Source organism: Saccharicrinis aurantiacus, assembly GCF_947489045.1.
GTDB lineage: Bacteria > Bacteroidota > Bacteroidia > Bacteroidales > Marinilabiliaceae > Saccharicrinis > Saccharicrinis aurantiacus.
Genome location: NZ_CANLCN010000013.1, coordinates 57878 through 80452 on the forward strand (window position 1 = coordinate 57878; position 22575 = coordinate 80452).

Genomic DNA, 22575 nt, shown 5'->3' on the forward strand with positions numbered 1-22575 from the left:
AAGCATATTTCCATGAGCAATCAATCCTATAAATTAGATAGTATTGAAGACGCCATTGAGGCCATCAAACAAGGTGAGTTAATTATTGTAATTGACGACGAAGATAGAGAGAATGAAGGTGACTTTATTGCCGCCGGAGAATTAATGACACCTGAAAAGGTTAATTTTATGGCAACTCATGGTAGAGGGTTAATTTGTGCTCCTATCACCGAGGAACGCGCAGAAGAATTAGACCTTGATTTAATGGTTGGTAAAAACACTGCATTACACGCAACTCCTTTTACTGTATCTGTCGACTTAATTGGCCAAGGCTGTACAACAGGTATATCTGCTTCAGATAGAGCAAAAACCATATTATCTCTAAGTAATCCTAAAACCACTCCTGAAGATTTGGGTAGACCAGGTCATATTTTCCCGCTTAAAGCAAAAAATAGAGGTGTACTTCGAAGAGCTGGGCATACCGAGGCTGCTGTTGATTTAGCCCGCTTAGCAGGACTTTCTCCCGTAGGAGTTTTGGTTGAGATCTTAAATGAAGATGGCACAATGGCTCGCCTACCGCAGCTTGTTGAAATTGCAGAGAAATTTGATTTAAAATTAATTACTATACAAGATTTAATTGCTTACCGCCTAAAACAAGAGAGCCTTGTTGTTAAGGGTGAGAAAGTAAACATGCCTACTCGTAGAGGTAACTTCCATTTTATTCCTTTCCGCCAGAAGTCAAATGGAGTTGAACACATGGCCCTTATTAAGGGTGAATGGAATGAAGATGAACCTGTTTTAGTACGAGTGCATTCTTCTTGTGCAACAGGCGATATTTTTCATTCACTAAGATGCGAATGTGGCGAGCAGCTTGAAAAAGCATTACAAAGCATTGAAGAGGAAGGTAAAGGTGTATTAGTATACATGAACCAAGAAGGACGAGGTATTGGCTTAATGAATAAAATGAAAGCCTATAAACTTCAGGAAGAAGGACTTGATACTGTAGATGCAAACACTCAACTTGGCTTTGATGCTGATGAAAGAGATTATGGTGTTGGCGCTCAAATTTTACGCGAACTAGGTGTGAAAAAAATGCGATTAATGACTAATAATCCAATTAAAAGAATCGGTTTAGAGGGATATGGTTTAGAGATTGTTGAAAATGTACCTATCGAGATTGAGCCAAACGAGCACAATGAGTTTTACATGAAAACAAAAAAAGAACGCATGGGACATCAACTCGAGTTCTTTAAATATAAAAGTAAATAATACTTTAAAAATATATGGAGGAAGCTAATTCGTTACGCTTCCTCCACAATTATCTTTACGAGCACCCGTTACCGATTTTAAACAGTTCACTTCACCCTCTTGCTGCAATACTCCTAGAAAGGCAAAAATTAAGGCTTCCTTAAAATCTATTGTTTCCTTAGATGGAATATTCACATTCGCAGCAGTCAGGCCTGATATCAATTCCATTAAATAATTATTGAAAGTACCTCCTCCTGTAAAAAGCACATTCTTTAATTTATTATCATCAATAACATTTACAATTTGCACAGCGTAATGCATATACAATGTTGCTAAAATATCTTCAGCTAAATTGGTTTCATATTTTGATAAAATAGGCTGTACACAATCCTCAACCCACTCTCTTGCCAAAGACTTTGGAGCTTTTAAACTATAAAACTCTAAATTATTTAACTCAGATAATAAAGGTTTAATTACTGTACCACGTTTACCCATTTTACCTTTATCGTCATAGGGCAAATCAAAAGCGTCTTTTACTATATCGTTAGTAATTATATTAACAGGGCAAATATCGTATGCAACTCTACTCTCTCCCTGCTGATAAGAAATATTCGCAAAACCACCTAAATTAATGCAGCCATCATAATCATTAAATAATAATTGATCCCCAATAGGAACCAATGGAGCTCCCTGTCCTCCTAAAGCAATATCTAGGGTTCTAAAATCTGATACCACTTTTAAACCGGTTTGTGCAGAAATTTGAACGCCACATCCAATTTGAAAAGTTACATTATTCTTAGGCTCATGAAATATTGTATGCCCGTGAGAAGCTATCAAATCAATATTCTCTTCCCCTTCAATAAACTCAACAATTTCCTGCCCTATGTAAACACCATATTCACGGTGCAACTTTACAAAATCATAGGCACTTAAATTTTGAGCTGTAGCCAAACTTTGTTTAAGATCATTATTATATGCAATGGTACTACACCTATCAATAGTAAAACACCATCTACTTTTAATATAGGTGAAAGAACACAAAGCTAAATCAAGTCCATCAAGTGAGGTACCGCTCATTACTCCAACAACCTTATATTTCTTTACTTCTTCCATCCTATTATTGTTCTTCTATTTATCAAGTCCGAAATTATTACTATTTTAGGATTATGTCAGAATTATAGAATTATTATTTCAAAAATCGGTGCTTTTTTTCACCCTCGTAAAATAAACAGTATGCCCAATTTATCAGTAGACTACCTCGGATTAAAGCTTAAAAGTCCAATAATTGCAAGCAGCTCGGGTTTAACAAATTCTGTGGATGACATAAAAGAATTAGAAAAACAAGGTGCAGGAGCAATCGTTTTAAAATCATTATTCGAAGAAGAAATAATTAAGGAGTTTGAGCACACTATGCGTAAAAACCAAACTTCGCACTACATTTACCCAGAGACTCTTGAGTTTTATGAAAATCAAAATGTAGAAGATACATTAAGCGCTTACCTAAAATTAATAAGCGATTGTAAAAAAACTGTTGATATACCAATTATCGCAAGCATAAACGCAATTACAGCAGAAACTTGGCCCTACTTTGCACGTTCACTGCAAGATGCAGGAGCAGATGCTATTGAATTAAATATATTCATCCAACCATCTGACACTATGAGTCACGATGGAGATACAGATATTTATTACAAGATTATTGATGCTGTAAAAAAGGAAGTAACTATTCCTATTTCGATAAAAATTAGTCCTTATTTTACCAACATCACTAAAACCGTAACCGCACTCTCAGATACCGGCATAAAAGGGCTTGTTCTGTTCAATCGATTTTACTCGCCAGATATTGACATAAATGAACTGACCATAACTTCTGCGCCAAAATTTAGCTCACAAGTTGATTATACTTTACCCCTAAGGTGGATTGGTATATTATCAGATAGAGTTAACTGCGACATATCCGCATCTACAGGTGTTCATAACAGTGAAACACTTATTAAAATGCTATTGGCAGGTGCCAAAACAGTTCAACTAGCAAGCGTTCTTTACAAATCAGGATTCTCTCAAATCTCCATCATGCTAGATGAACTAATGACTTGGATGAATTCGAAAGGCTTTTCTAATCTAGAAGATGTCTGTGGTGTATTAAGTCAATCTAAAACAGAAAACCCTGCGGTATATATGCGTGTTCAATTCATGAAACATTTTGCAGATAAATAGATTCATATTATTACACTATTCATTTTTAATGATAGGATCTTCACTATATAGAAAGTTGCTAAAATTCTAAACTACTATTTAAAAATACAATCAGTATAAAAACTATCTTTGTGACCCAAAACATCATTATATAAAATGGAATACATTGATGATTATTATGTACAAGACCCTTTGAAGGAAGGTATAGACTTCATTATGGATCCACGTGGGTTTAGGATTATGACAAAAAAATACCTAAGCGAAAGAGGCTATTGCTGTGGTAACGGATGTAAAAACTGTCCGTATCACCCTAAACATCAAAAAGGGAATAGTCAATTACAATAAGCATTAAAGAGAAAAGATGATAAGTAAAGAAAAGTTGAGAATCGTGTTCATGGGAACACCTGATTTTGCTGTAGAAAGCCTTAAAAAACTTGTTGAAAATAAATATAACGTTGTTGGCGTAGTTACTGTAGCTGATAAAAAAGCTGGTAGGGGTCAGAAAATAAGAACCTCACCTGTAAAAGATTTTGCGGTTCTAAATAACATTCCTGTTCTTCAACCAGAAAAACTCAAAGATGAAACATTCCTAAAAGAACTTAAAGCTTTAAATGCCGATTTGCAAATAATTGTAGCATTTAGAATGCTACCTGAAGTTGTATGGAATATGCCCAAATTAGGATCATTTAATTTACATGGATCTCTTTTACCGCAATACCGTGGTGCTGCTCCAATTAACTGGGCTGTAATTAATGGCGACAAAGAAACCGGTGTTACTACCTTCTTTTTACAACATGAAATTGACACAGGTAACATTATAGATCAAAAAACATTGCCAATCTCTGAAAATGATAATGCAGGTATTGTTCATGATAAAATGATGGTTTTAGGAGCCGATCTTGTCCTTGAAACTGTCGTGAAAATTTGCAATGGCACAGCAGAAACCAAGCCTCAATCAGAATATTTCAAGGACGATGTAACTCTGAATCCGGCACCTAAAATTTTTAAGGATGATTGTAAAATTGATTGGTCAGAACCAATTAAGAATGTATACAATAAAATTAGAGGGTTAAGTCCCTACCCTGCTGCTTGGACAGAACTTACCCACACGGATGGCACTACAACAACGCTTAAAATATTTGATACTGAGATTATAGAGTCTAAAAACAGTATTGGCGAAATTACTTCTGATGGAAAACAATCCATAATCATAAATGGTAACGGAGGCGCATTAAGTATTAAATCCTTGCAAATTTCAGGCAAGAAAAGAATGAACACTAAAGAATTCTTAAATGGTTTTAAAACCATACAAGATTATAGAGTCAAATAAAGTATACATATAATAATTAACAAACACATTTAAAATACAAATTATGAAAATGTTAAGGTTAAAAATAGCATTACTAGTAACAGTGATACTAGCATCATGTAGTTTAAGCAAAAATACTTCAAATAAATCAACAGTTATTGAATTTAAGATAAATGCTCAGGGTGACTTTTCTCGGGTTACTAAAAAAAGCACCTATGTTGTTAGAAATAAAAATGAGCAAACAATTAGAAATAAAAATGAGCAAACAATTAAATCGTTAGACGAATTTAATATTGATGCTATTGATTTTAAAACAACTATGCTGGCTGAGATATTCATAGGTGAGAAACCATCAAGTGGATACAAGGTTATTCTAGATACAATTATCGAAACAGATGATTCTATAACAATTAAGTATCATATAGACAAACCTGAGGGCATAGTAATGACTGTTATGACAAGTCCTTACATAATTATTGAAATACCACAATCTAGTAAGGAGGTAATCTTTTCTGAAGATTTATAGCAACAGATTGCAAATATTACCTCCTATATTTTATCAAAACTATTGGCTTACTAAATCTTCAAATTCAACATTTGTATAATCGTTGGTAGCTTTGGTTTCGCCAATAGTCTCATTATTTTCTTCAGCTTGCTTATTTCTAATGAAAGCAACAACCTCCTCTAGGCCATCAGCAAACTTATCAAAGTCTTCTTTGTAAAGAAATATTTTGTGTTTCTCGAAGTAATGCTTGCCATCTTGGCCAAAACGTTTTTTACTTTCAGTAACTGTAAGGTAATAATCATTTTTACGTGTAGCCTTTACGTCAAAAAAATAGGTTCTTTTACCAGCACGGACGGCTTTTGAAAAAATTTCTTCCTTATCGGTTCTTTCATTGCCTTCTTTATTCACATATCCATCCATCGTCAAAAAATTGTAGGGTTTTAATTATCTGAGTTTAATTATATCTCAAAAGTGGGAAATATTTATGAATTAATCTAAATATAACTTAACAAAAAGCTGCATTTTACACGAAAGCTTCTTATAAATTGAAGATTTAATCTCTATATTGGTTATATATTATAAGCTATTCGTATAAATAGTTAATGTTCTAATTCTACTACTCCACATTTTAACGTAATGCTTTTAAGCATCATAGTTAGCTCAATAATAATTAAATATTACTAATATTCACTTTTGGCATATTTTTAGCTTACTTAAGAGCTGTTAAAATGCTGAAAAAATAGAATTGTTTTATGGATTGGTATGAAAAAAGACCTATTTTTGCGGCATATATTATAAAACTAAAGTTCTTTACAGAATGCTAAACAGAAGGCTACTCCGAGTTAAGGTTATGCAAGTGCTCTATGCACATTATAAAAATGGCGATACCTCAATTCAAAACTCCGAAAAGGAGTTATTCCATAGTATCTCAAAATCTCACGATCTTTATTTCCTATATATCTTATTATTACTTGAAATAAGAGAATATGCTGTAGGACGAATTGAATTTGGTAAGAATAAAAAAATGCCAAGTGAAGCGGAGTTAAATCCAAACATGCGTTTTGTAAACAACAGAGTTTTAGCAAAATTTATCGATAGTGAAGCTGTTGTAAAGTTTGTTAATAACAACGGGAATAATTGGGTTAATTATAAAGACATTGTAAAAAACCTTTATAACCATATTCTTGAGTCTACTCAATATCAAGATTACATGAATGCTGAGGAAGATTCTTTTGAAGCTGACAAAAAATTTGCAGCTCGTCTTCTTGAAAAGGTAATTGCTTATTTTGAGCCTATTTATCCAACATTCGAAGAGCAAAGTATCTATTGGAATGATGAGGTTGAATTTGTTTTGAGTATGGTTGTTAAAACCATAAAAGGCATAAATGAAGGTGATGAATCCATTAGCTTAATGGGGCAATTTAAAGATGATGACGATGAAGACTTTGTAAAAAGATTATTCAGAAAATCAGCTGTAAACCATTCAGATTACCATGCACTTATTAAAAAGCACTCTAAAAACTGGGATGTAGAGCGTGTAGCCTTTATGGATATTGTACTTATGGAAATTGCTTTAGCGGAGATTGTTGAATTTACCAACATTCCTTTAAAAGTTTCTATCAACGAGTATCTAGAAATTGCCAAGCACTACTCCACAGATAAAAGTAATGTTTTTATTAACGGTATTCTCGATAAAGCTTTACAAGAATTAGAAGCTGACGGTAAAGTAAAAAAAGCCGGTAGAGGATTAATTGATAATAAATAACTATTATTGTGCGAACCTTAATTGTATTTCTTCTAAGCTTAGTGCTAATTTCGTGTGGAACTAGTACTAAGGAACAGGATAAAATAGCTACAGAGTCAATTCAAAACCAAACAAAAATTAAGTTTGATAAAGAGTTACATAATTTCAATTCAATAAAGAATGGTGAAATTGTAGGATGCTATTTTAAGTATACAAATACAGGGGAAACACCATTGCTAATTAATAACGTTAAACCAGGCTGCGGTTGTACAACAGTCAATTACACAAAAGAACCTGTATTACCAGGGGAAGAAGGTGAAATTGAAATACGATTTAACAGCAAAGGTTTCTCGGGCAAGCAATACAAAATAATCAAAGTAGAGGCCAATATACCCAATCAATTTATTGAGCTGGTGATATCGGCTAATGTTATAAATTAAACTAAATTTTTTGAAATGAACTTACAGTCGTTTTTATTACAAGCAGCCCCAGCAGAAGGGCAAAGCGTTGTAATGCAATTATTGCCATTTATATTAATTATTGTAGTTTTTTACTTTTTCATGATTCGTCCACAGATGAAACGTCAAAAAGAATTAAAAAAATACCGCGAAGAACTTAAAAAAGGTGATGCAGTTATTACTACAGGTGGTATTTATGGTAAAGTAGCAGAGATTAAAGAAGCGCATGTTAACGTTGAAATTTCTAAAGGTGTGGTTATCAAAATTGATAAATCTGCCATTATAATGGATATGTCTGACGCAAATGCGAAACGATAATTTTTTTTTAGAAAGCCAATGACTAAATTTATGGAGTCATTGGCTTTTTTTATGCCATGAATTATTATTATTATAAATATTATGGCTATAAATTTCAGATATCATCCTTACATTACCATCAATAAATACTATTTATGAGGATGAAGCACAATGTTGACGAATTAAAAAATTGGAAAACATACCTTGTTTCAATTTTAAAGAAGATAAAAGAAAATAGAGACCTATTTATTTACCTCATATTTTTCTTAATTGCCACTGCATTGTGGTTCTTAAATGCATTACGTAAAGAATATGTAACGAATATTTCGTATCCCATTAAATATTCGAATTTACCTGATGATTATATTTTACATGGCACTACCGATGATCGATTACAATTAAAAATCCGTGCCCAAGGATACTCTTTACTCCCCTACTATTTTGGTAAAGATGAAGCACCGCTATTCTTAAGTGTTTCAAATTTCAAATTAAAATCAGAAGGCGAAAGTCAATTTGCTTACGTGTTATCACGCGAATACCTTAATGCTGTATCATCGCGCCTAGCCAATAATATTGAATTAATCGAAATCTTTCCGGATACACTATCTGTTTCGCTTGATAAAAAGCAACGAAAAATTGTTCCTGTTAAACACCAATCAACATTTACATATGCAGCTGAGTATTATCCTTCAGGAAATGTTGACATAGATCCAGAAAGAATAGAAGTGTCTGGACCTTCTTCAATAATAGACACACTTAAATTCGTTGAACTTATTCCTAAGGATTTCGGTAACCTTAAAGATTCTATTGATGAGTTTGTCGCGATTAGGCCAATTAAAAATGTAATTCTAAATCCTGAAAAAGTTAATTTAAATTTACCTATTGAACCCTTCACTGAAAAGAAGATCAGTATACCTGTATTGGCTATTAACCTACCCGACAGCTTAAAGGTGAGAACATTTCCTGCAAAAATAAACCTAAGTTGTAGAGTTCCGGCGAGTAAATTTAACGAAATTGATGACGTTCTGTTTCATGCAGTTATTGATTATGACAATTTTACCGGCGAAGGTTTACCTGATAAATTAAAAGTTAGATTGCTAAGGCAACCCAAATGGATTAACACAGTTAATTATTCTCCTCTGTTTGTTGAATGTTTATTTGAGAAAAAGTAATGTTAAAAGTTGGAATTACCGGTGGCATAGGTAGCGGAAAAACTACTGTATGTAGGATATTTGAATCATTAGGGATACCTGTATATTATTCTGATTTAGAAGCTAGAAATCTAATCGATAAAGACGATACAATTATTAGCCAAATAAAAACACTTTTTGGAGCGAATAGTTATGCCTATGGGAAATTAAACCGCCCTTTTATCTCAAATATAGTTTTTAAGGATAAGCAAAAATTAGATCAACTAAATAAGATTACCCACCCTGCTGTTGCATTACATTTTAAAAAGTGGTATCAGCAACAAACAGCTCCGTATATTCTTAAAGAGGCAGCTATTCTTTTTGAAAGTGGAGCATACAAAACCGTAGACAAAATAATAACCGTAACTGCGCCCATTGAGATACGAGTAAAACGCGTTATTGAGCGCGATGGAATTAGTAAAGAAGAAATACTTGATAGAATAAATAATCAGATGAACGACGCCGAAAAGATTGCACGTGCTAATGAAGTTATTTATGCCGATGATACGCATCTTGTAATTCCTCAAATATTAGAAATAGATAAAAGATTAAGAATATAATGAAGAAATTTAGATTATCTGGAAGTTCACTACTTGGAGCTGGTTTAGGATGGTGGTTATTAGGACCCGTTGGCGCATTACTTGGTTTAGTTTTTGGATCAATTGAATTTGACGAGCGCGAAGCAGAACAATATGAAGGCAACCCACGTGATGGATTTGTTGCATCACTTTTAGTTTTGATGGCAGCTGTTATGAAAGCCGATGGTAAAGTTGTAAAAGCTGAACTTGACTATGTAAAACTATACTTAGTTCGTTCGCTTGGAGAATCACACGCCTCTGATGCATTGTTATCGTTACGTGAGATATTAAAACAAGACATTGATACAAGACAAGTTTGTAACCAAATAGCGAATCATGTTGATTATGATTCAAGAGTTCAACTTGTTCATATGCTATTTGGCGTAGCGAGTTCTGACGGTCATATTCCAGAGAGTGAAAGAAATGAAATTGCGTTTATCGCAAAAATGCTTCTTATTTCTTTGCCCGATTACAACTCTGTTGAGGCTATGTATTACAAAAATGTAGATAGCGCATATAAGGTACTTGAAATAGCAGCGAGTGCTTCTGACGATGAAGTGAAGAAAGCTTACAGAAAGATGGCGGTTAAGTTTCATCCAGATAAGGTGGCTCACTTGGGTGAAGAATTTCAACAGTCAGCTAAAGAGAAGTTTCAAAAGGTAAATGAAGCTTTTGAGCAAATTAAAAAAGAGAGAGGTATCAAATAATTGTACCAAATATCATATCTCATATTTTTTAAGTTTTAAGCCTAAAAAATTGCACATTGTTTTATAAAACTTCTATTTTTGCAGCAATTAATAAAGTTGAATAATTAAGAGGTATTACCCTTAATAAAATAATAAACATGAGTGAAATGTTAAAGGGAGTTCTTGCAGTATCAGGGCAAGGAGGATTATTTAAGTTAGTATCACAAGCAAAAAATAGCATTATTGTTGAGTCATTGCTTGATGGCAAAAGAATGCCAGCTTACGCAACATCAAGAATCAGTGCACTAGAAGATATTTCTATTTTTACTGAGGAAGCTGATGTTAAGTTAGCTGATGTTTTTAAAAACATCTCTGATAAAGAAAATGGTGGAGCAGCAATTAGCCATAAAGTATCGGCTAAAGAACTAAAAGCCTATTTTTCTGAAATTTTACCAGATTACGATCAGGATAGAGTTTATGTTTCGGATATGAAAAAAGTAATTATGTGGTATAACTTACTTCAAGAAAAAGAGTTATTAAACTTTGATACCACTGAAGAAAAAACAGAAGAAAAGGAAGCATAATACCTCCTTTTTTTGAAATAATAATCACTTAGTTGTGACAGAAAAAAGGCAGTAAGAAATATTCTTACTGCCTTTTATTATTTAGTAATACTTATAATTCCTTAAAACTTAAAACCTAGTTTAATAATCGGTTGAGTTAAGAATGAAGTATTATGTGAATAGGTATTTTGAGCTTCTAAACCTGATTGGTGATAAATATTTTTTACACTTTGCATGTAAGAAACTGCTTTGATTTCAACCCCAAGGAAAAAACCAGGTGCTAAATAATAGTCAACACCACCAACTAAACTTCCTCCAAATCCGTACGATTCACCTTTTCGCGTATCATGTGTAGGTAACACTTCATCATTATCATCAAGCCCTAGGTAACCATCAGATAATTCTAATGAACCATAAATAAAGTTACCTTGAACTCCCACGTAAGGATATAATCTATCAATACTTGTGGTAAAATAATAATCGGCACCTAAATCAACATAATACTGCTGTGTATTTAAACCTTCTGTCATTGCATATGAAGGAACTTTAGCCATTGGGTCATTAGATTCTAAAACATCAACTCCCTCAACAAAATCCTGAGAAGGTGCCCCTGAGATCATTCCAGCTCCACTTAAGCGAACCGCAATTTGTGATGTAACAAAATACTTAAACTCTACCCCAATAGCATTACTCACATCATTTGTGTAACCTGTAATATAGGTAGGCTGACTAAGCTCTCCTGCACTGCTACTGTTTGTACTTTGATTTGTCTCATAATGACTAACAAAGCCATAATTTACTTTATTCCCCAGGTTTAGTGAGAATATTTTATCTCCTGCGTTGATACTATAATCTTGAGCAACAGCAGAAGCCGAAAGTAACAAAGCAATACCTGAGAAACATATATTTTTAATAAAATTCATAAGCTAAAATTTAACTATCCACTAACAATAGTTAGTGGGATAGAATGATTAATAAACCCACAAATCCAGTAGGATCTGTTTTATGCTCTATAAAAGAACAATGAGTATTGGGTTTGAATAAAACCAAACCCAATAACATCAATCATTAATTATTTTAATAGCTCGTCAATTTCAGCTTTAACAGTAGCAGCGTGTGCTTCTAAAACAACTAACTCTTCTTGTAAAATGAAAAGCTCTTGTTTCTTTGTCTCTGTTTTAGCAGCCCAGTCAATTGCATTAATTTCAATTGCTTGTAATGCTTCCTCAATTTCAATTAAGTCTTCTTTTGCACTGCGAATTAAATCCTCAACATTCTTTTTTGTTCCATAAAGTGCAGCAATAAAGTTGTTGTTATAATCCTTATCAGCAACAACTAATTTAATTTCAGCACTTTTCGCATCCACTAAATCATTTGCATCATCAAATAATTGAACTTTTTCAATGTAAACATCACCAGCTGCAATATATACATCTTTAGCTGCGTAAAAATCTTCTTTACGATCAGTTATGCTCCAATAACTTGCAAGAAATCCTCTCACACTATTAGCAAATGTCTTTTGTGCTACATACATTGCTTCATCATCTGTACCAGCTGTTGAAGTAATCTTGTCTTCATAATATGCAATACTATAGATCTTATCTATACCATTTACATGGCTATTTAATTCATAATCGAACATTTCAACAAAATTAAACTCGTCTCCATTTTCATCCGTAAGATCTGAAAGTTCCACATCTTCATGGTCTGCATTATTAGCTAACTTATCAATATTTTTCTTAGCATCTATAGCATCATAATAAAGATCTTCTGCTTCACCCATAGCTTCTTCAGCTTTATCTATCGCCTCTTTAGCATCATCCATAACCACCTCAGCAGCAAGAGATTTATTTACTAACAAAGCCTTATCCTCTTCCATCTTAAGAATAGTATTCTCAAAATTTACAGAATCAACTCTAGCTGCAAGATATAATTCTTGATTATCATTGGTTACATCAATAGCAGAATAATCAACAATCCACTTCTCAACAATTTCTTTTTGATTTTCTAGTTTAGCCTTATTTAACTCAATGATCTTTTTATCTTGTTGTGCTGGAAGATTATAATTTTCGTAGATTGCATAAAATGCTAATTCTGTTTCAACTCCAATGATCTCATTATTCTTACTTACGATATCTGCTAAAAAACCAGAATACTCATTTTTTAATAACGTTAAAGCATCTCTGTCTTCTGCTTTTGCAGCAGCAATAGCTTTATCTAATGAAGTTACAGCAGCTAACATCTTTTCTTGCGCTTCTAAAACGGCTCTTGCAGCAGTATTTTCTGCTTCAGCAATTGCAGCTTTTGCTAAAATAAGTAATTCTTGTTGTTTTGCTTTCTCAATTTCCAGCTCAGCTTTAATCATTTCAATGTCTCGCTCATTCTGAGCTTCGGCTAAAGCTAATTCTAATTGTTTCTTTTTCTTTTCAATCTCTTTAATTTCAATCTCTAATAATTCGTTTTGAAGTTTAGCTTGCGCCAACTCTGCATTTGCACTTGCTAAAGCTGCGTTAGCTTCTGCTTCTAACCTTTCTGCTTCTGCTTTCGCTTTAATTAGGTCTGCTTGAGCAATTCTCATAGCATTTACTCCTTCAGACTCTGTATTATCTACACAGTTTGTAAATAATAATCCTAGGGCTAAGGCACTCATCGGAATAAATAATCTCAATTTGTTCATGGTTTAAATTTTAAAAATCCTTTATCTATTATGTTTAATTTTCGAAGCAAAAATAAATACTAAAAAGGTCTAATCCAATCCGAGAAATTTACATAGCATGAATATGAACAAACGAAAATAATTCACTTTACATAAAAATACATTGATACACAACGCATTGTATATGTTTACTAAAACTAAAAAAAATCAAAAACTAACCTCCTATTTAATAACACTTAAAGCTATAATTCTCATCAGTATTTTAACAAAAAAAAACACATGTGATTTTATTCATATTTAGAAAAACAATGTTTTAATCCAATAAAAAACGACATTCATCAGCTCAGAATTCTAACCATCCATCCGAATTAATATTATTTAACAATAACTTCCTATTTAATAAAGAAATCAACATAACACAACGCAATTTATAGTCCTTTCAGATTCAAAACGTCATTTTTTTCTATTAGGGGGTAAACAATTAAAAGTCTGATTTCTTTTACAAAAAAAATACCTGTCCCTAATTTCATTTCGAAATTAAAAACAGGTATATAATCCGTAATTTATTTATTACTCTTCTATTTCAAACGCAAAATCAGCTTTTAAGCTATTAAGAACAGCATTAATAGATACTTGACCAGACTTATCTCCCACTCTTAATAAAGCTGTGGCTATTCCAGCTTCACAATTAATAGGTCCAACATTTACGACTTTGATGTCTGCATTCGTCTCTAACTGTAATTCTCCTTCAAAGTTAGGCACGATAGTACCATTGGCATCAACTGCTGCAACGTATAAAAATACAACATCATTTAAGTTGGCTTGAGGTGCTTTACCACTTTCGTCAACCCAAATTTTTAAAGCCGTAGCTTTACCAGGTGTTTGTACTATATTTTCAGCTACTTTTTGCTCAGTTAGATACCCCTCAGCACGCAACACTCCAGGTTTAAACTCTCCTAAATTAAATGTAAAGGGTGGATGGTTTAAGTTTTTTGTGATACTATCAGCATCAGGCAATTGCTTCGCTATAAGTTCATTATTTAAATAAAGTGCAACCTCATCGCAATTGCTATAAACTTTTAGATCTAAAGGAGATTCTTCGTTCCAATAACTAGCAATATCTAATACTATTGTATCACTTACATCTCGCTGACTCTGATAAAATGAGAATCCAAACTTTGGCAAACGAAATATATCCATTACACCTGATGATTCAATATTATCATGGTATCCTCTATTATAATCATACATTACCCAATAACCATCGCCAAAAGCAGCAGTAGTTAGGTTATCATTATAAGCTTCTTGCCAATTAGTAGCTTGTTGTAACATTCGTTTTTCTCCATCACCTCGTAGCTGACGGCTGCTTTTTTCGGCCCTCATAATATCATTAAACTTGTGCTGGTTTAAACCTGGGTTTTTAGAATGATATTCCCAATCTCCGTATTCTGACACAAAATAAGGTTTGCCCTGAATAGAATCGTAATGATGCATTATTCTGTGCTGACGAGCCTGAAAGTAAATATCGTAAACATCATTCATCCAACCACAAGAATACGTTAAAGCGGATGGATACTCAGCGTGGACAATATCGTGTAGTTTTTGCATGAAAAATACGGGCATCTTAGTTTCATTAAGAGATACCTCCCAAGATAGAACGGATGGATGATTACGATCTCTGCGCACCAATTCAGTTGCTGAACGGTAACAATATTCTCTGAATGAATCACTATCGAGATAATATTGCCACCCTAAAATAGCATCAATAGTTATTAAACCGAGCTCGTCACATGCATCCATAAATGCGGGAGAATGTGGGTAGTGAGATAGACGAATACAATTAAAACCTGCATCCTTAATTTTTTTAGCATCTCGAAATTGGGCATTGTCTGATAATGCATACCCAATAAATGGATATTCTTGGTGCCTATTTACTCCACGCAAGTAGGTTTCAACACCATTTATATACAATCGATTTTCTTTAAACTCGAATTTTCTTATTCCGAAACGATTTGTTTCTTCATCAACAACATTTCCAGCAATTAAAACTTTGGTATGCACCGTATATAAATTTGGTTCGTCAGGCGACCATAGAGCTGGCTCTTCAATACAAAACTGCTCAACGAACTCAACAGAATTTTTAGATCCTATACTTTGACTCGAAGCGAACTGAGTTTGAATCTTTTCTCCATTAAAAGATATAACATGCTCAAGAGCTACCTCTTTATCGTGATAACTTTCATTATTAATGTGCGTTTTTATGTTTACAGTTGACCTATCGGAAGAAACTTCTGGTGTTGTAATAAATATTCCCCCTCCGGCTACTTTATCTGCTAGAATAGGATGTGAGATATACACCTTCTTTTTAGTGATTAACCAAGCATTACGATATAGCCCGCCGTACATATTAAAATCAAGCTTAGCAAGTGGCTTAGGCCCTGTTATGGCATTGTCTGTATTATTTAGTCGTACTGCAATTAAATTAGACTTTCCTTTTCTAACATACTTGGTAACATCAATCACTATAGGAAGGTAACCTCCCTGATGAACAGTCAGCAACTCACCATTTACCCAAATTTTAGAGTGATTCATTGCAGCCTCGAGCTCAATAAATATCTGCTTCCCCTTAGTTTCTGGCACCTCAAAAGTTTTTCTGTACCAACACGTACCTTGCCATTGATCATTTACCACTAGAGGTTCAAGATGAGCAGTATGGGGTAAGCTTACATTTTCCCAATCAGAATCTTTGTAATCGCTTTTAAATAAAGATGACTCAGAGTCTGCATCGTCTAGTAGCTTAAATTTCCAATTACTATTAAAGTTTAGTTTTGCTTCATTCTGATTTTGACAGGATGAATGAAGTATTAATAAAGCTATAATTATAAAATAAATATTTTTCATAAATATCAATTTAGATTCAATGTTTTATTAAGATCAAAAACATTGTAGTTGCCTATAATAAGGTTCAATAAAACGTAGCAATTTTGAGGGCGAAGCAATAGCCTGCTTCACCCATAATAATCTTATACCAAAAACATTATCAAATGATTGATATAAATTGTTTCTATAAAGATTCTATTGCTTCATAAAATATCAATGTAGCTATGGCTATAGCTCATATTTTATTCATCGTAGAATCTATAAATAATTCAATTTCTTATCATTCATTCAATAATGCATTTGGTATTATTTTTTCTTCTTTGCCTTCATGGCCTTTTTATATTCGGTTGTATACTTCTTAAAACCAATCTCAACTCCTGCCAGCATTTGTTCATAAGCGTCTGGTTTTTCAGTCTTAAGCCATTCTAAAACATCTACCGATACAGGAGCGATGGGTTCGTAAATATTATTTACAGGAACATACTCTGAGTCGAATTCTTCCGTAGCTTTTCGCATTTTACTCAACTGCTTTGCATATTCAGGGTTATTCGCGAGGTTAACTAGTTCTTGAGGATCATTCTTAAGGTTGTACAACTCTTCTTTTGGCTTTGTTGAATTAAAGAAGAATTGTTGCGTTTTAGTAAGTTTTCCTTCTTTATTCAATTCGCGCATAATATGCACTGCTGGGCGATAAAACTCAAGATAAGCTTGGTGTGCATCCCACGCTAAGTCGGTTTTATCATTTCTAATATACTTCCATTCACCATCGGTGATTGATCTCATTTTTTCTTCCACCTCATCCCAAAGATCTCGGGCTCCATAGGAATACTCGCGCTTAAATTTCTTATCAAAAACTGGCATCCCTGTCATATAATCAGGAACTTCTACCCCTGCCCAATCCAAAACAGTTGCAGTAATGTCTGTAGCTGATACTACATCTTTACGCACTTTTTTTCCGGGTAAACCTTTAGGATTATATGCAATAAAAGGAATATGTAAACCTGGATCATTTAAATACCCCTTTCCTTTTATGTTACATCTACCATTATCTCCAATAAAAACAATAATGGTATTGTCGGCAAGACCTTTATCTTCAAGTTCCTTAACAATCATTCCAACTTCGCCATCCATATACTCTACCTGGTCTAAATACTTAGCCCAATCTAATCTAATCACTGGGTGATCTGCCAAATAATCCGGTAATTCAACATCATTAGGATTGACAGGATGAGCTGATTTCTCACGAATTTCATTCCACCAATCGCCACGATGTGTAACTACTAACTGAATATGAGCATAGAAAGGCTGATCTTGTGCTTCAAAATTATCATACTTATCAAAAAGTCCGAACTTTGATTTACCATCCCACTCACCTAAGGCTTCAGTTTTAAAATTACAGTCGATTTTGCGCCCATTCTTCATCACACTATGGTGACCTAGAATACAAGTATATCCTGCTTTACGCAGGTGATATGTAAAAGGCTTGAACTGCTCATCCAAAGGTACATTTCTGTTACTTCTGTGATTTCCGGCATTTATTCTCACTTGGTGCGTACCAACCATCATAGCTGAACGACTAGGCGAACAAATAGGGTTGGTTACAAAACACTCATCAAAACGTACACCTTGTTCTGCAAGTTTATTTAAATTTGGTGTTTTTACAGCTTTCATGCCGTAACACTCTAAATCGATACTCATATCCTCAGCCATAATCCAAATGATGTTAGGTTGATTTTTAGCTGAGATATTTAAAACTGTAGCTAAAAGAAAGGATAGAACTATTAGACTCTTCTTCATCGGTTTATAAATTATAATGTATTCTTTTCTGCTATACAGAAAAGCCTAAGCTGTTAATAACAACCTAGGCTTTAATTATTAAAAAAACTCTAGAAACTTACTTTAGGATTTTTAGGAACTGCCTCATCTTCCCAATCTTGCAACTTCTTTTTTAGTGGATTCGCAATTTTAGGGTTAACAAAAATCAAGTTACTTACCTCGCTGACATCTTCTTTCAAGTTAAAAAGCTCATAATTTCCACTTCTATACTTAATCAGTTTCCAATCGCCTGAGATTATTGCAGCGTACTGATCTTCGTAAGAGCGATAAAAGAATAAATCTCTATCAGCAACTTCTTCACCTCTAATCAATGGCATTAAACTAACACCATTTACTTGAGGATCTTTTTGATCTTTACCTGAGGCAATTTCTACCAATGTTGAATAAACATCTAAGGTTTGAATTGGAACCGCGCATTTTACAGGCTTAGTAACTCCTGGATAGTAAATAATAAAAGGAACACGTGCGCCACCTTCACCAAGTGTGTTACCGCCATTCTTTTTTCCTCTCAAAGGGTAATTTGTAAAGTATCCCCCTTGATCTGAAGTAAATAAAATAACCGTATTATCTGCAATTCCTTTTTCTTCTAATGCGGCACGCACTCGCCCTACTGATTGATCCATAGCCTCAACCATCGCTCCATAATTTGCAAAACGCTTTTCCATACCTTTTGCTTCATACTTTTCAATTAATTCCTTTTTTCCAATATGCGGACCATGAACATCGTAATACCATAAATTAAGCATAAATGGTTGTTTCTTTTTGTAGTTCTTTATTAAGTCAACCGCTTTATCGGTTAGTATATCAGTTAAATACTTGTCCTTCGGAAATTGACCTTCTTCAAATGGACTAGCGTATCTGAAATAAGGCTCGTAATAAGAAGTTGGATGACCATGATTACTTGTTCCAAATTGCTCATCGAAACCTTGATGTATTGGGTGATATTCTTCGTGACCTAAATGCCATTTACCCACAAACATATTGTAGTAACCATACTCTTTTAAGCGTTCTGCATAGGTAATTTCTTCAAGTGGCAAACGAGTTATTGATGGTGTTTGCGCAGGATCTCTATCCCATAAATGGTATTTATTTTCATTGCGCCCTGTTTTTTTATCTTCCTCAGAAATATGACGAACCATTTGAAAGCGTACAGGCTCTTTCCCGGTCATTAATGATGCTCTTGAGGGACTACAAGTAGGCGTTGCAACGTATGCACGCTCAAAGTCCATACCCTCTTCACTTAACTTATTAACATTGGGCGTATCAAATAATGGATTGCGGTAACCTAAGTCAGCCCATCCTAAATCATCAACAAAAAGTACTACAATATTTGGTTGATCTTGTGTTTTTTTAGCGAAGCTGCCAACAGCTATGCATAATACAATTGCTAAAATGAATAATTTCCTCATCCTGATATATTAATTTAAGTTATTCTTTAGTGAATAGTTTATTTATTTTATCAACGTAAAGTAATTCAATTTTGCCTAGCCCATTGTGTCCATAAGTACGTTCTGTGTACCTGAAAGTAAATAGCCATGGTAGGTATTGTACACATTGGTACAATTACCCACAAAAAAAGTCCTTACAATTAAAACCTGTAAGGACTCGATAATCAGATTATTTTAAAATTTATTCTTCTATTTCTTCTACAACTGTTTTATTTATTTCTATTATGCCAGGTTCTAAACCAACAGCTGATACAGTAAGTTTTACATCGCTAGGCTCCTTGCCCATTTTTAGAATTAAAAGACACTTGCCATTATGCGCAAAACTTTTTGTTTTATCAGGATAAATAGGTGCTCGGTTCATATTTCCATTGGTTACACCAAGTATTTTAGCATCGCCTTCAATCTCAAATCGAAGCACATCAGAATAGATTGGAAGAACAAAATTATCCTCATCAACAACTTCAACCTCAACATGAACTATATCCCATGACTCTGGCATTTCATTATCTGCTTTAACATTAACTTTTTCAGCTATTCCAGCAGTATGAATCTCGAACTCGCAAACCTCTTCTCCTTTTATCTTACCTATAGCTTTAACTACTCCAGGTTTATAAATTACATCTTTCCATTTCATAATATGATTTAAAGAATCGGCCATTTGTTGCGTTCCAACTTTACGTCGGTTTACGTATAAATCAATTTCATCACAGTTAGTGTAAGTTACCAAGTTTAATTGATCTCCTTTTAAAAAGTTCCATGCCTGCGACATTGAAGGCCAGCCCCAACGACCTGAGTTTGAAAAATCATCAGGATCATCGTCGTACACAAAAATTTCTACCATAGGCTCTTCAGTCCATAAGGATTGGTAAAAACGCCCTCTTTCTTTAATATTTCCTCCAATATCGAGGAGTCCACTATCAGATCCGATTTTTGGAAATTTCTTCGACTCACCTAGGTAATCAATTCCAACCCAAAGAAACAATCCGGCATTGAAATCATTTTCGAGCACATCAAACCACGGACTCCTTTCGTTGTTGGCAAATCTCTTTTCAGGATTACTTGTGAAGTAAGTATAACTCTCGGTACTGATATAAGCTTTTCCTGGTTTACGCTCTCCAATTTTACTGCACCATTGCTCTCCATAATTAAGTGCAATTAAATCCATATACTTGCAACTCTCAATAATAGCATCAACTTTTGCAGCAACATCAGTATCCTTTCCCCTTTCCATTCCTGAAACTACTGGTCTGCTTGGGTCCAATGATCGTACATAGTTACAATACTTTTTTAAGCCTATTGTTTGGCGAATATCTTCGGGAGAATAATTCTCATTTCCTACACTCCAAATAATAACTGAAGGATGGTTATGATCGCGGGCAATGGTACTGGCAAAATTCTTTTTCCATTCCATTTCGAAGAATGGATTTGCCCATTTTTCATCATCCCATTTATCAACAAATTCATTCATAACCAGAAAACCAAGTTCATCGCATAAATCCAAGAATTCAGGAGTTGCGGGATTATGAGCAGTGCGAATTGCGTTACATCCAATTTCTTTCAAATTTTCAAGCCTTCTGCGCCAAACAGCTTTAGGAACAACAACACCCAATGGACCACCATCCATATGCACACAAACTCCTTTAAGTTTTATATTCTGTTCGTTTAATAAAAAACCTTTATTTGCATCAAAACGGATCGTACGCACTCCAAATTCCGAGGTATAATCATCAATTATTGTATTACCTTCTTTTATTTGAGTAACAGCAGTATAAATATTAGGTGTTTCAAGCGACCATGGAAAAGGATTACGAATTACGATAGCACTAAATTTCTCAACCGATTCAAATTGACCAATCTCGAATGGCTTGGTTTTTCTAAAACCTACCTTAGTTCCTTCAGGCGTATATATAGTAGTTTCTAAAACTATTTTTCTACTCTCACCCATATTTTCAATGACTGTAGTGATCTCAACTTCTGCCTCTTGATTATTAACGGTAGGCGTTGTTATGTATGTTCCCCAATGCTTTATGTGTAAAGGATTCACTTTATTTAACCACACATTTTGATAAATCCCAGATCCTGTATACCACCTTGCATTAGGTTGATCAGAATTGTCTACACGGACAGCAATTGTGTTTGGCTTATCAAAATGAAGGTAATCTGTGATATCATAATAAAAACTTGTATACCCATCGTATTGTACACCTACATATATATCATTAATCCAAATTTTTGCATGTCGGTAAATACCATCAAATTGCAACTCAAAATGCCTTCCTTCTTCTTCAGGTAAAAGCGAAAATTGTTTTCGATACCATCCGATTCCCCCGGGAAGCCATGCATTTCTGCCACTCAGTTTTTTAGAAAAATCAGCTTCAATACTCCAATCATGAGGTAAACTTAACTCCCTCCATGTGCTATCATTATAGGTGCTACTGCTATAAGCAATACTATCACCTAAACTAAACTTCCAGTTATAATTAAAGCTTTGTCGCTGACGAACAGGATTATCCTGAGCATTAACACTAAGAAATAATATACTTAGCAAGGATACTAATAGATATTTACAACTATACATATTGTTTTTATTTGGACTATTTGGGAAACCCAATTTAGGTTTCAAATATTTATATTAATAACTAGTTCAGATTTATTTTTAGTTTTTACAGTATGCTATTTAACACTTATTATCTTCATATGTAAGCATAGATGATATTTAAACAACAAACCATTATCAATAATCACACATTCAACAACTTAATCATTGCACCTAACAATATCCTAGAAATTATTGAGAATTCAAAACATAAAAAAGCCCTAATCTGATATTAACAAATTAGGGCTTTCAATAATCAGGCCTACAATTATGATTACCTAACTATCTTTCAATTAATCTTCATTTATTATAATTCTTTATCCATACTAAGGTGTTTTATAATAAACCGAGCTCCTGAGTTTCTAAAGCTCTCAACAAGCAAGGTAGAGGTGGTAATGCAGTTACA

At 33.8% G+C, this 22575-nt stretch carries 20 protein-coding genes; 12 read left to right on the forward strand and 8 right to left on the reverse strand.

What is annotated here, in order from left to right; all coding sequences use genetic code 11:
* Positions 1-12: 12 nt before the first annotated feature.
* Positions 13-1248, forward strand: a complete 1236-nt coding sequence (locus QMO11_RS14870) for a bifunctional 3,4-dihydroxy-2-butanone-4-phosphate synthase/GTP cyclohydrolase II (protein WP_075601792.1) — start codon at positions 13-15, stop codon at positions 1246-1248.
* 24 nt (positions 1249-1272) lie between these two features.
* Here QMO11_RS14870 and QMO11_RS14875 read toward each other — a convergent pair whose 3' ends face one another.
* Positions 1273-2340, reverse strand: coding sequence for an anhydro-N-acetylmuramic acid kinase (locus QMO11_RS14875; RefSeq protein WP_282038010.1), 1068 nt, complete (start codon positions 2338-2340; stop codon positions 1273-1275).
* A gap of 120 nt (positions 2341-2460) precedes the next feature.
* Between QMO11_RS14875 and QMO11_RS14880 the strand changes: the two genes are divergently transcribed.
* From QMO11_RS14880 to QMO11_RS14895, 4 genes are all read left to right on the forward strand, one after another.
* Positions 2461-3444, forward strand: a complete 984-nt coding sequence (locus tag QMO11_RS14880) for a dihydroorotate dehydrogenase-like protein (RefSeq protein ID WP_282038011.1) — start codon at positions 2461-2463, stop codon at positions 3442-3444.
* Positions 3445-3579: 135 nt separating this feature from the next.
* The gene (locus QMO11_RS14885; protein WP_282038012.1) at positions 3580-3768 is read left to right on the forward strand and encodes a C1orf53 family protein; all 189 of its coding nucleotides are present in this window, start codon (positions 3580-3582) and stop codon (positions 3766-3768) included.
* 16 nt (positions 3769-3784) lie between these two features.
* Positions 3785-4753 carry a methionyl-tRNA formyltransferase gene (fmt, locus tag QMO11_RS14890; RefSeq protein ID WP_282038013.1) on the forward strand — a complete coding sequence of 323 codons (969 nt, stop codon included), beginning with the start codon at positions 3785-3787 and terminating at the stop codon, positions 4751-4753.
* A 43-nt stretch (positions 4754-4796) separates the two neighbouring features.
* Positions 4797-5258 (forward strand): protease complex subunit PrcB family protein, encoded by a 462-nt coding sequence (locus QMO11_RS14895; protein WP_282038014.1) that lies wholly within the window; start codon positions 4797-4799, stop codon positions 5256-5258.
* A 39-nt stretch (positions 5259-5297) separates the two neighbouring features.
* Here QMO11_RS14895 and QMO11_RS14900 read toward each other — a convergent pair whose 3' ends face one another.
* Positions 5298-5657: a DUF3276 family protein gene (locus QMO11_RS14900; protein WP_282038015.1), complete on the reverse strand. Its 360-nt coding sequence runs from the start codon at positions 5655-5657 to the stop codon at positions 5298-5300.
* 397 nt (positions 5658-6054) lie between these two features.
* Here QMO11_RS14900 and nusB point away from each other — a divergent pair, with 397 nt between their 5' ends.
* The 7 genes from nusB to QMO11_RS14935 all read left to right on the forward strand — a co-directional run bounded on the left by nusB (position 6055) and on the right by QMO11_RS14935 (position 10774).
* The gene (gene nusB / locus QMO11_RS14905) at positions 6055-7002 is read left to right on the forward strand and encodes a transcription antitermination factor NusB (RefSeq protein ID WP_282038016.1); all 948 of its coding nucleotides are present in this window, start codon (positions 6055-6057) and stop codon (positions 7000-7002) included.
* An 8-nt stretch (positions 7003-7010) separates the two neighbouring features.
* Positions 7011-7421: a DUF1573 domain-containing protein gene (locus QMO11_RS14910; protein ID WP_282038017.1), complete on the forward strand. Its 411-nt coding sequence runs from the start codon at positions 7011-7013 to the stop codon at positions 7419-7421.
* Between the two features lie 15 nt (positions 7422-7436).
* Positions 7437-7757 carry a preprotein translocase subunit YajC gene (gene yajC / locus QMO11_RS14915; protein WP_075601784.1) on the forward strand — a complete coding sequence of 107 codons (321 nt, stop codon included), beginning with the start codon at positions 7437-7439 and terminating at the stop codon, positions 7755-7757.
* Between the two features lie 134 nt (positions 7758-7891).
* Positions 7892-8908: a CdaR family protein gene (locus QMO11_RS14920; protein WP_282038018.1), complete on the forward strand. Its 1017-nt coding sequence runs from the start codon at positions 7892-7894 to the stop codon at positions 8906-8908.
* Complete coding sequence (gene coaE / locus QMO11_RS14925) at positions 8908-9486, forward strand: dephospho-CoA kinase (protein ID WP_282038019.1); 579 nt, start codon at positions 8908-8910, stop codon at positions 9484-9486. Before QMO11_RS14920 ends, coaE begins: the two co-directional genes overlap by 1 nt.
* Positions 9486-10211, forward strand: coding sequence for a TerB family tellurite resistance protein (locus QMO11_RS14930; protein WP_282038020.1), 726 nt, complete (start codon positions 9486-9488; stop codon positions 10209-10211). Before coaE ends, QMO11_RS14930 begins: the two co-directional genes overlap by 1 nt.
* Positions 10212-10348: 137 nt before the next feature.
* Entirely contained in the window at positions 10349-10774 is a 426-nt protein-coding gene (locus QMO11_RS14935; protein ID WP_282038021.1) for a DUF5606 family protein, read from the forward strand.
* A gap of 101 nt (positions 10775-10875) precedes the next feature.
* Here QMO11_RS14935 and QMO11_RS14940 read toward each other — a convergent pair whose 3' ends face one another.
* The 6 genes from QMO11_RS14940 to QMO11_RS14965 form a co-directional block, all read right to left on the reverse strand.
* Positions 10876-11676: a BT1926 family outer membrane beta-barrel protein gene (locus tag QMO11_RS14940; RefSeq protein WP_282038022.1), complete on the reverse strand. Its 801-nt coding sequence runs from the start codon at positions 11674-11676 to the stop codon at positions 10876-10878.
* 149 nt (positions 11677-11825) lie between these two features.
* Positions 11826-13430, reverse strand: coding sequence for a hypothetical protein (locus QMO11_RS14945; protein ID WP_282038023.1), 1605 nt, complete (start codon positions 13428-13430; stop codon positions 11826-11828).
* Positions 13431-13979: 549 nt separating this feature from the next.
* Complete coding sequence (locus QMO11_RS14950) at positions 13980-16310, reverse strand: glycoside hydrolase family 2 protein (RefSeq protein ID WP_282038024.1); 2331 nt, start codon at positions 16308-16310, stop codon at positions 13980-13982.
* 285 nt (positions 16311-16595) lie between these two features.
* Positions 16596-18086 (reverse strand): sulfatase family protein, encoded by a 1491-nt coding sequence (locus tag QMO11_RS14955; RefSeq protein WP_282038025.1) that lies wholly within the window; start codon positions 18084-18086, stop codon positions 16596-16598.
* Between the two features lie 89 nt (positions 18087-18175).
* Positions 18176-19534 carry a sulfatase gene (locus tag QMO11_RS14960; protein WP_282038026.1) on the reverse strand — a complete coding sequence of 453 codons (1359 nt, stop codon included), beginning with the start codon at positions 19532-19534 and terminating at the stop codon, positions 18176-18178.
* A 220-nt stretch (positions 19535-19754) separates the two neighbouring features.
* The gene (locus QMO11_RS14965) at positions 19755-22151 is read right to left on the reverse strand and encodes a glycoside hydrolase family 2 TIM barrel-domain containing protein (RefSeq protein ID WP_282038027.1); all 2397 of its coding nucleotides are present in this window, start codon (positions 22149-22151) and stop codon (positions 19755-19757) included.
* Positions 22152-22575: the final 424 nt, after the last annotated feature.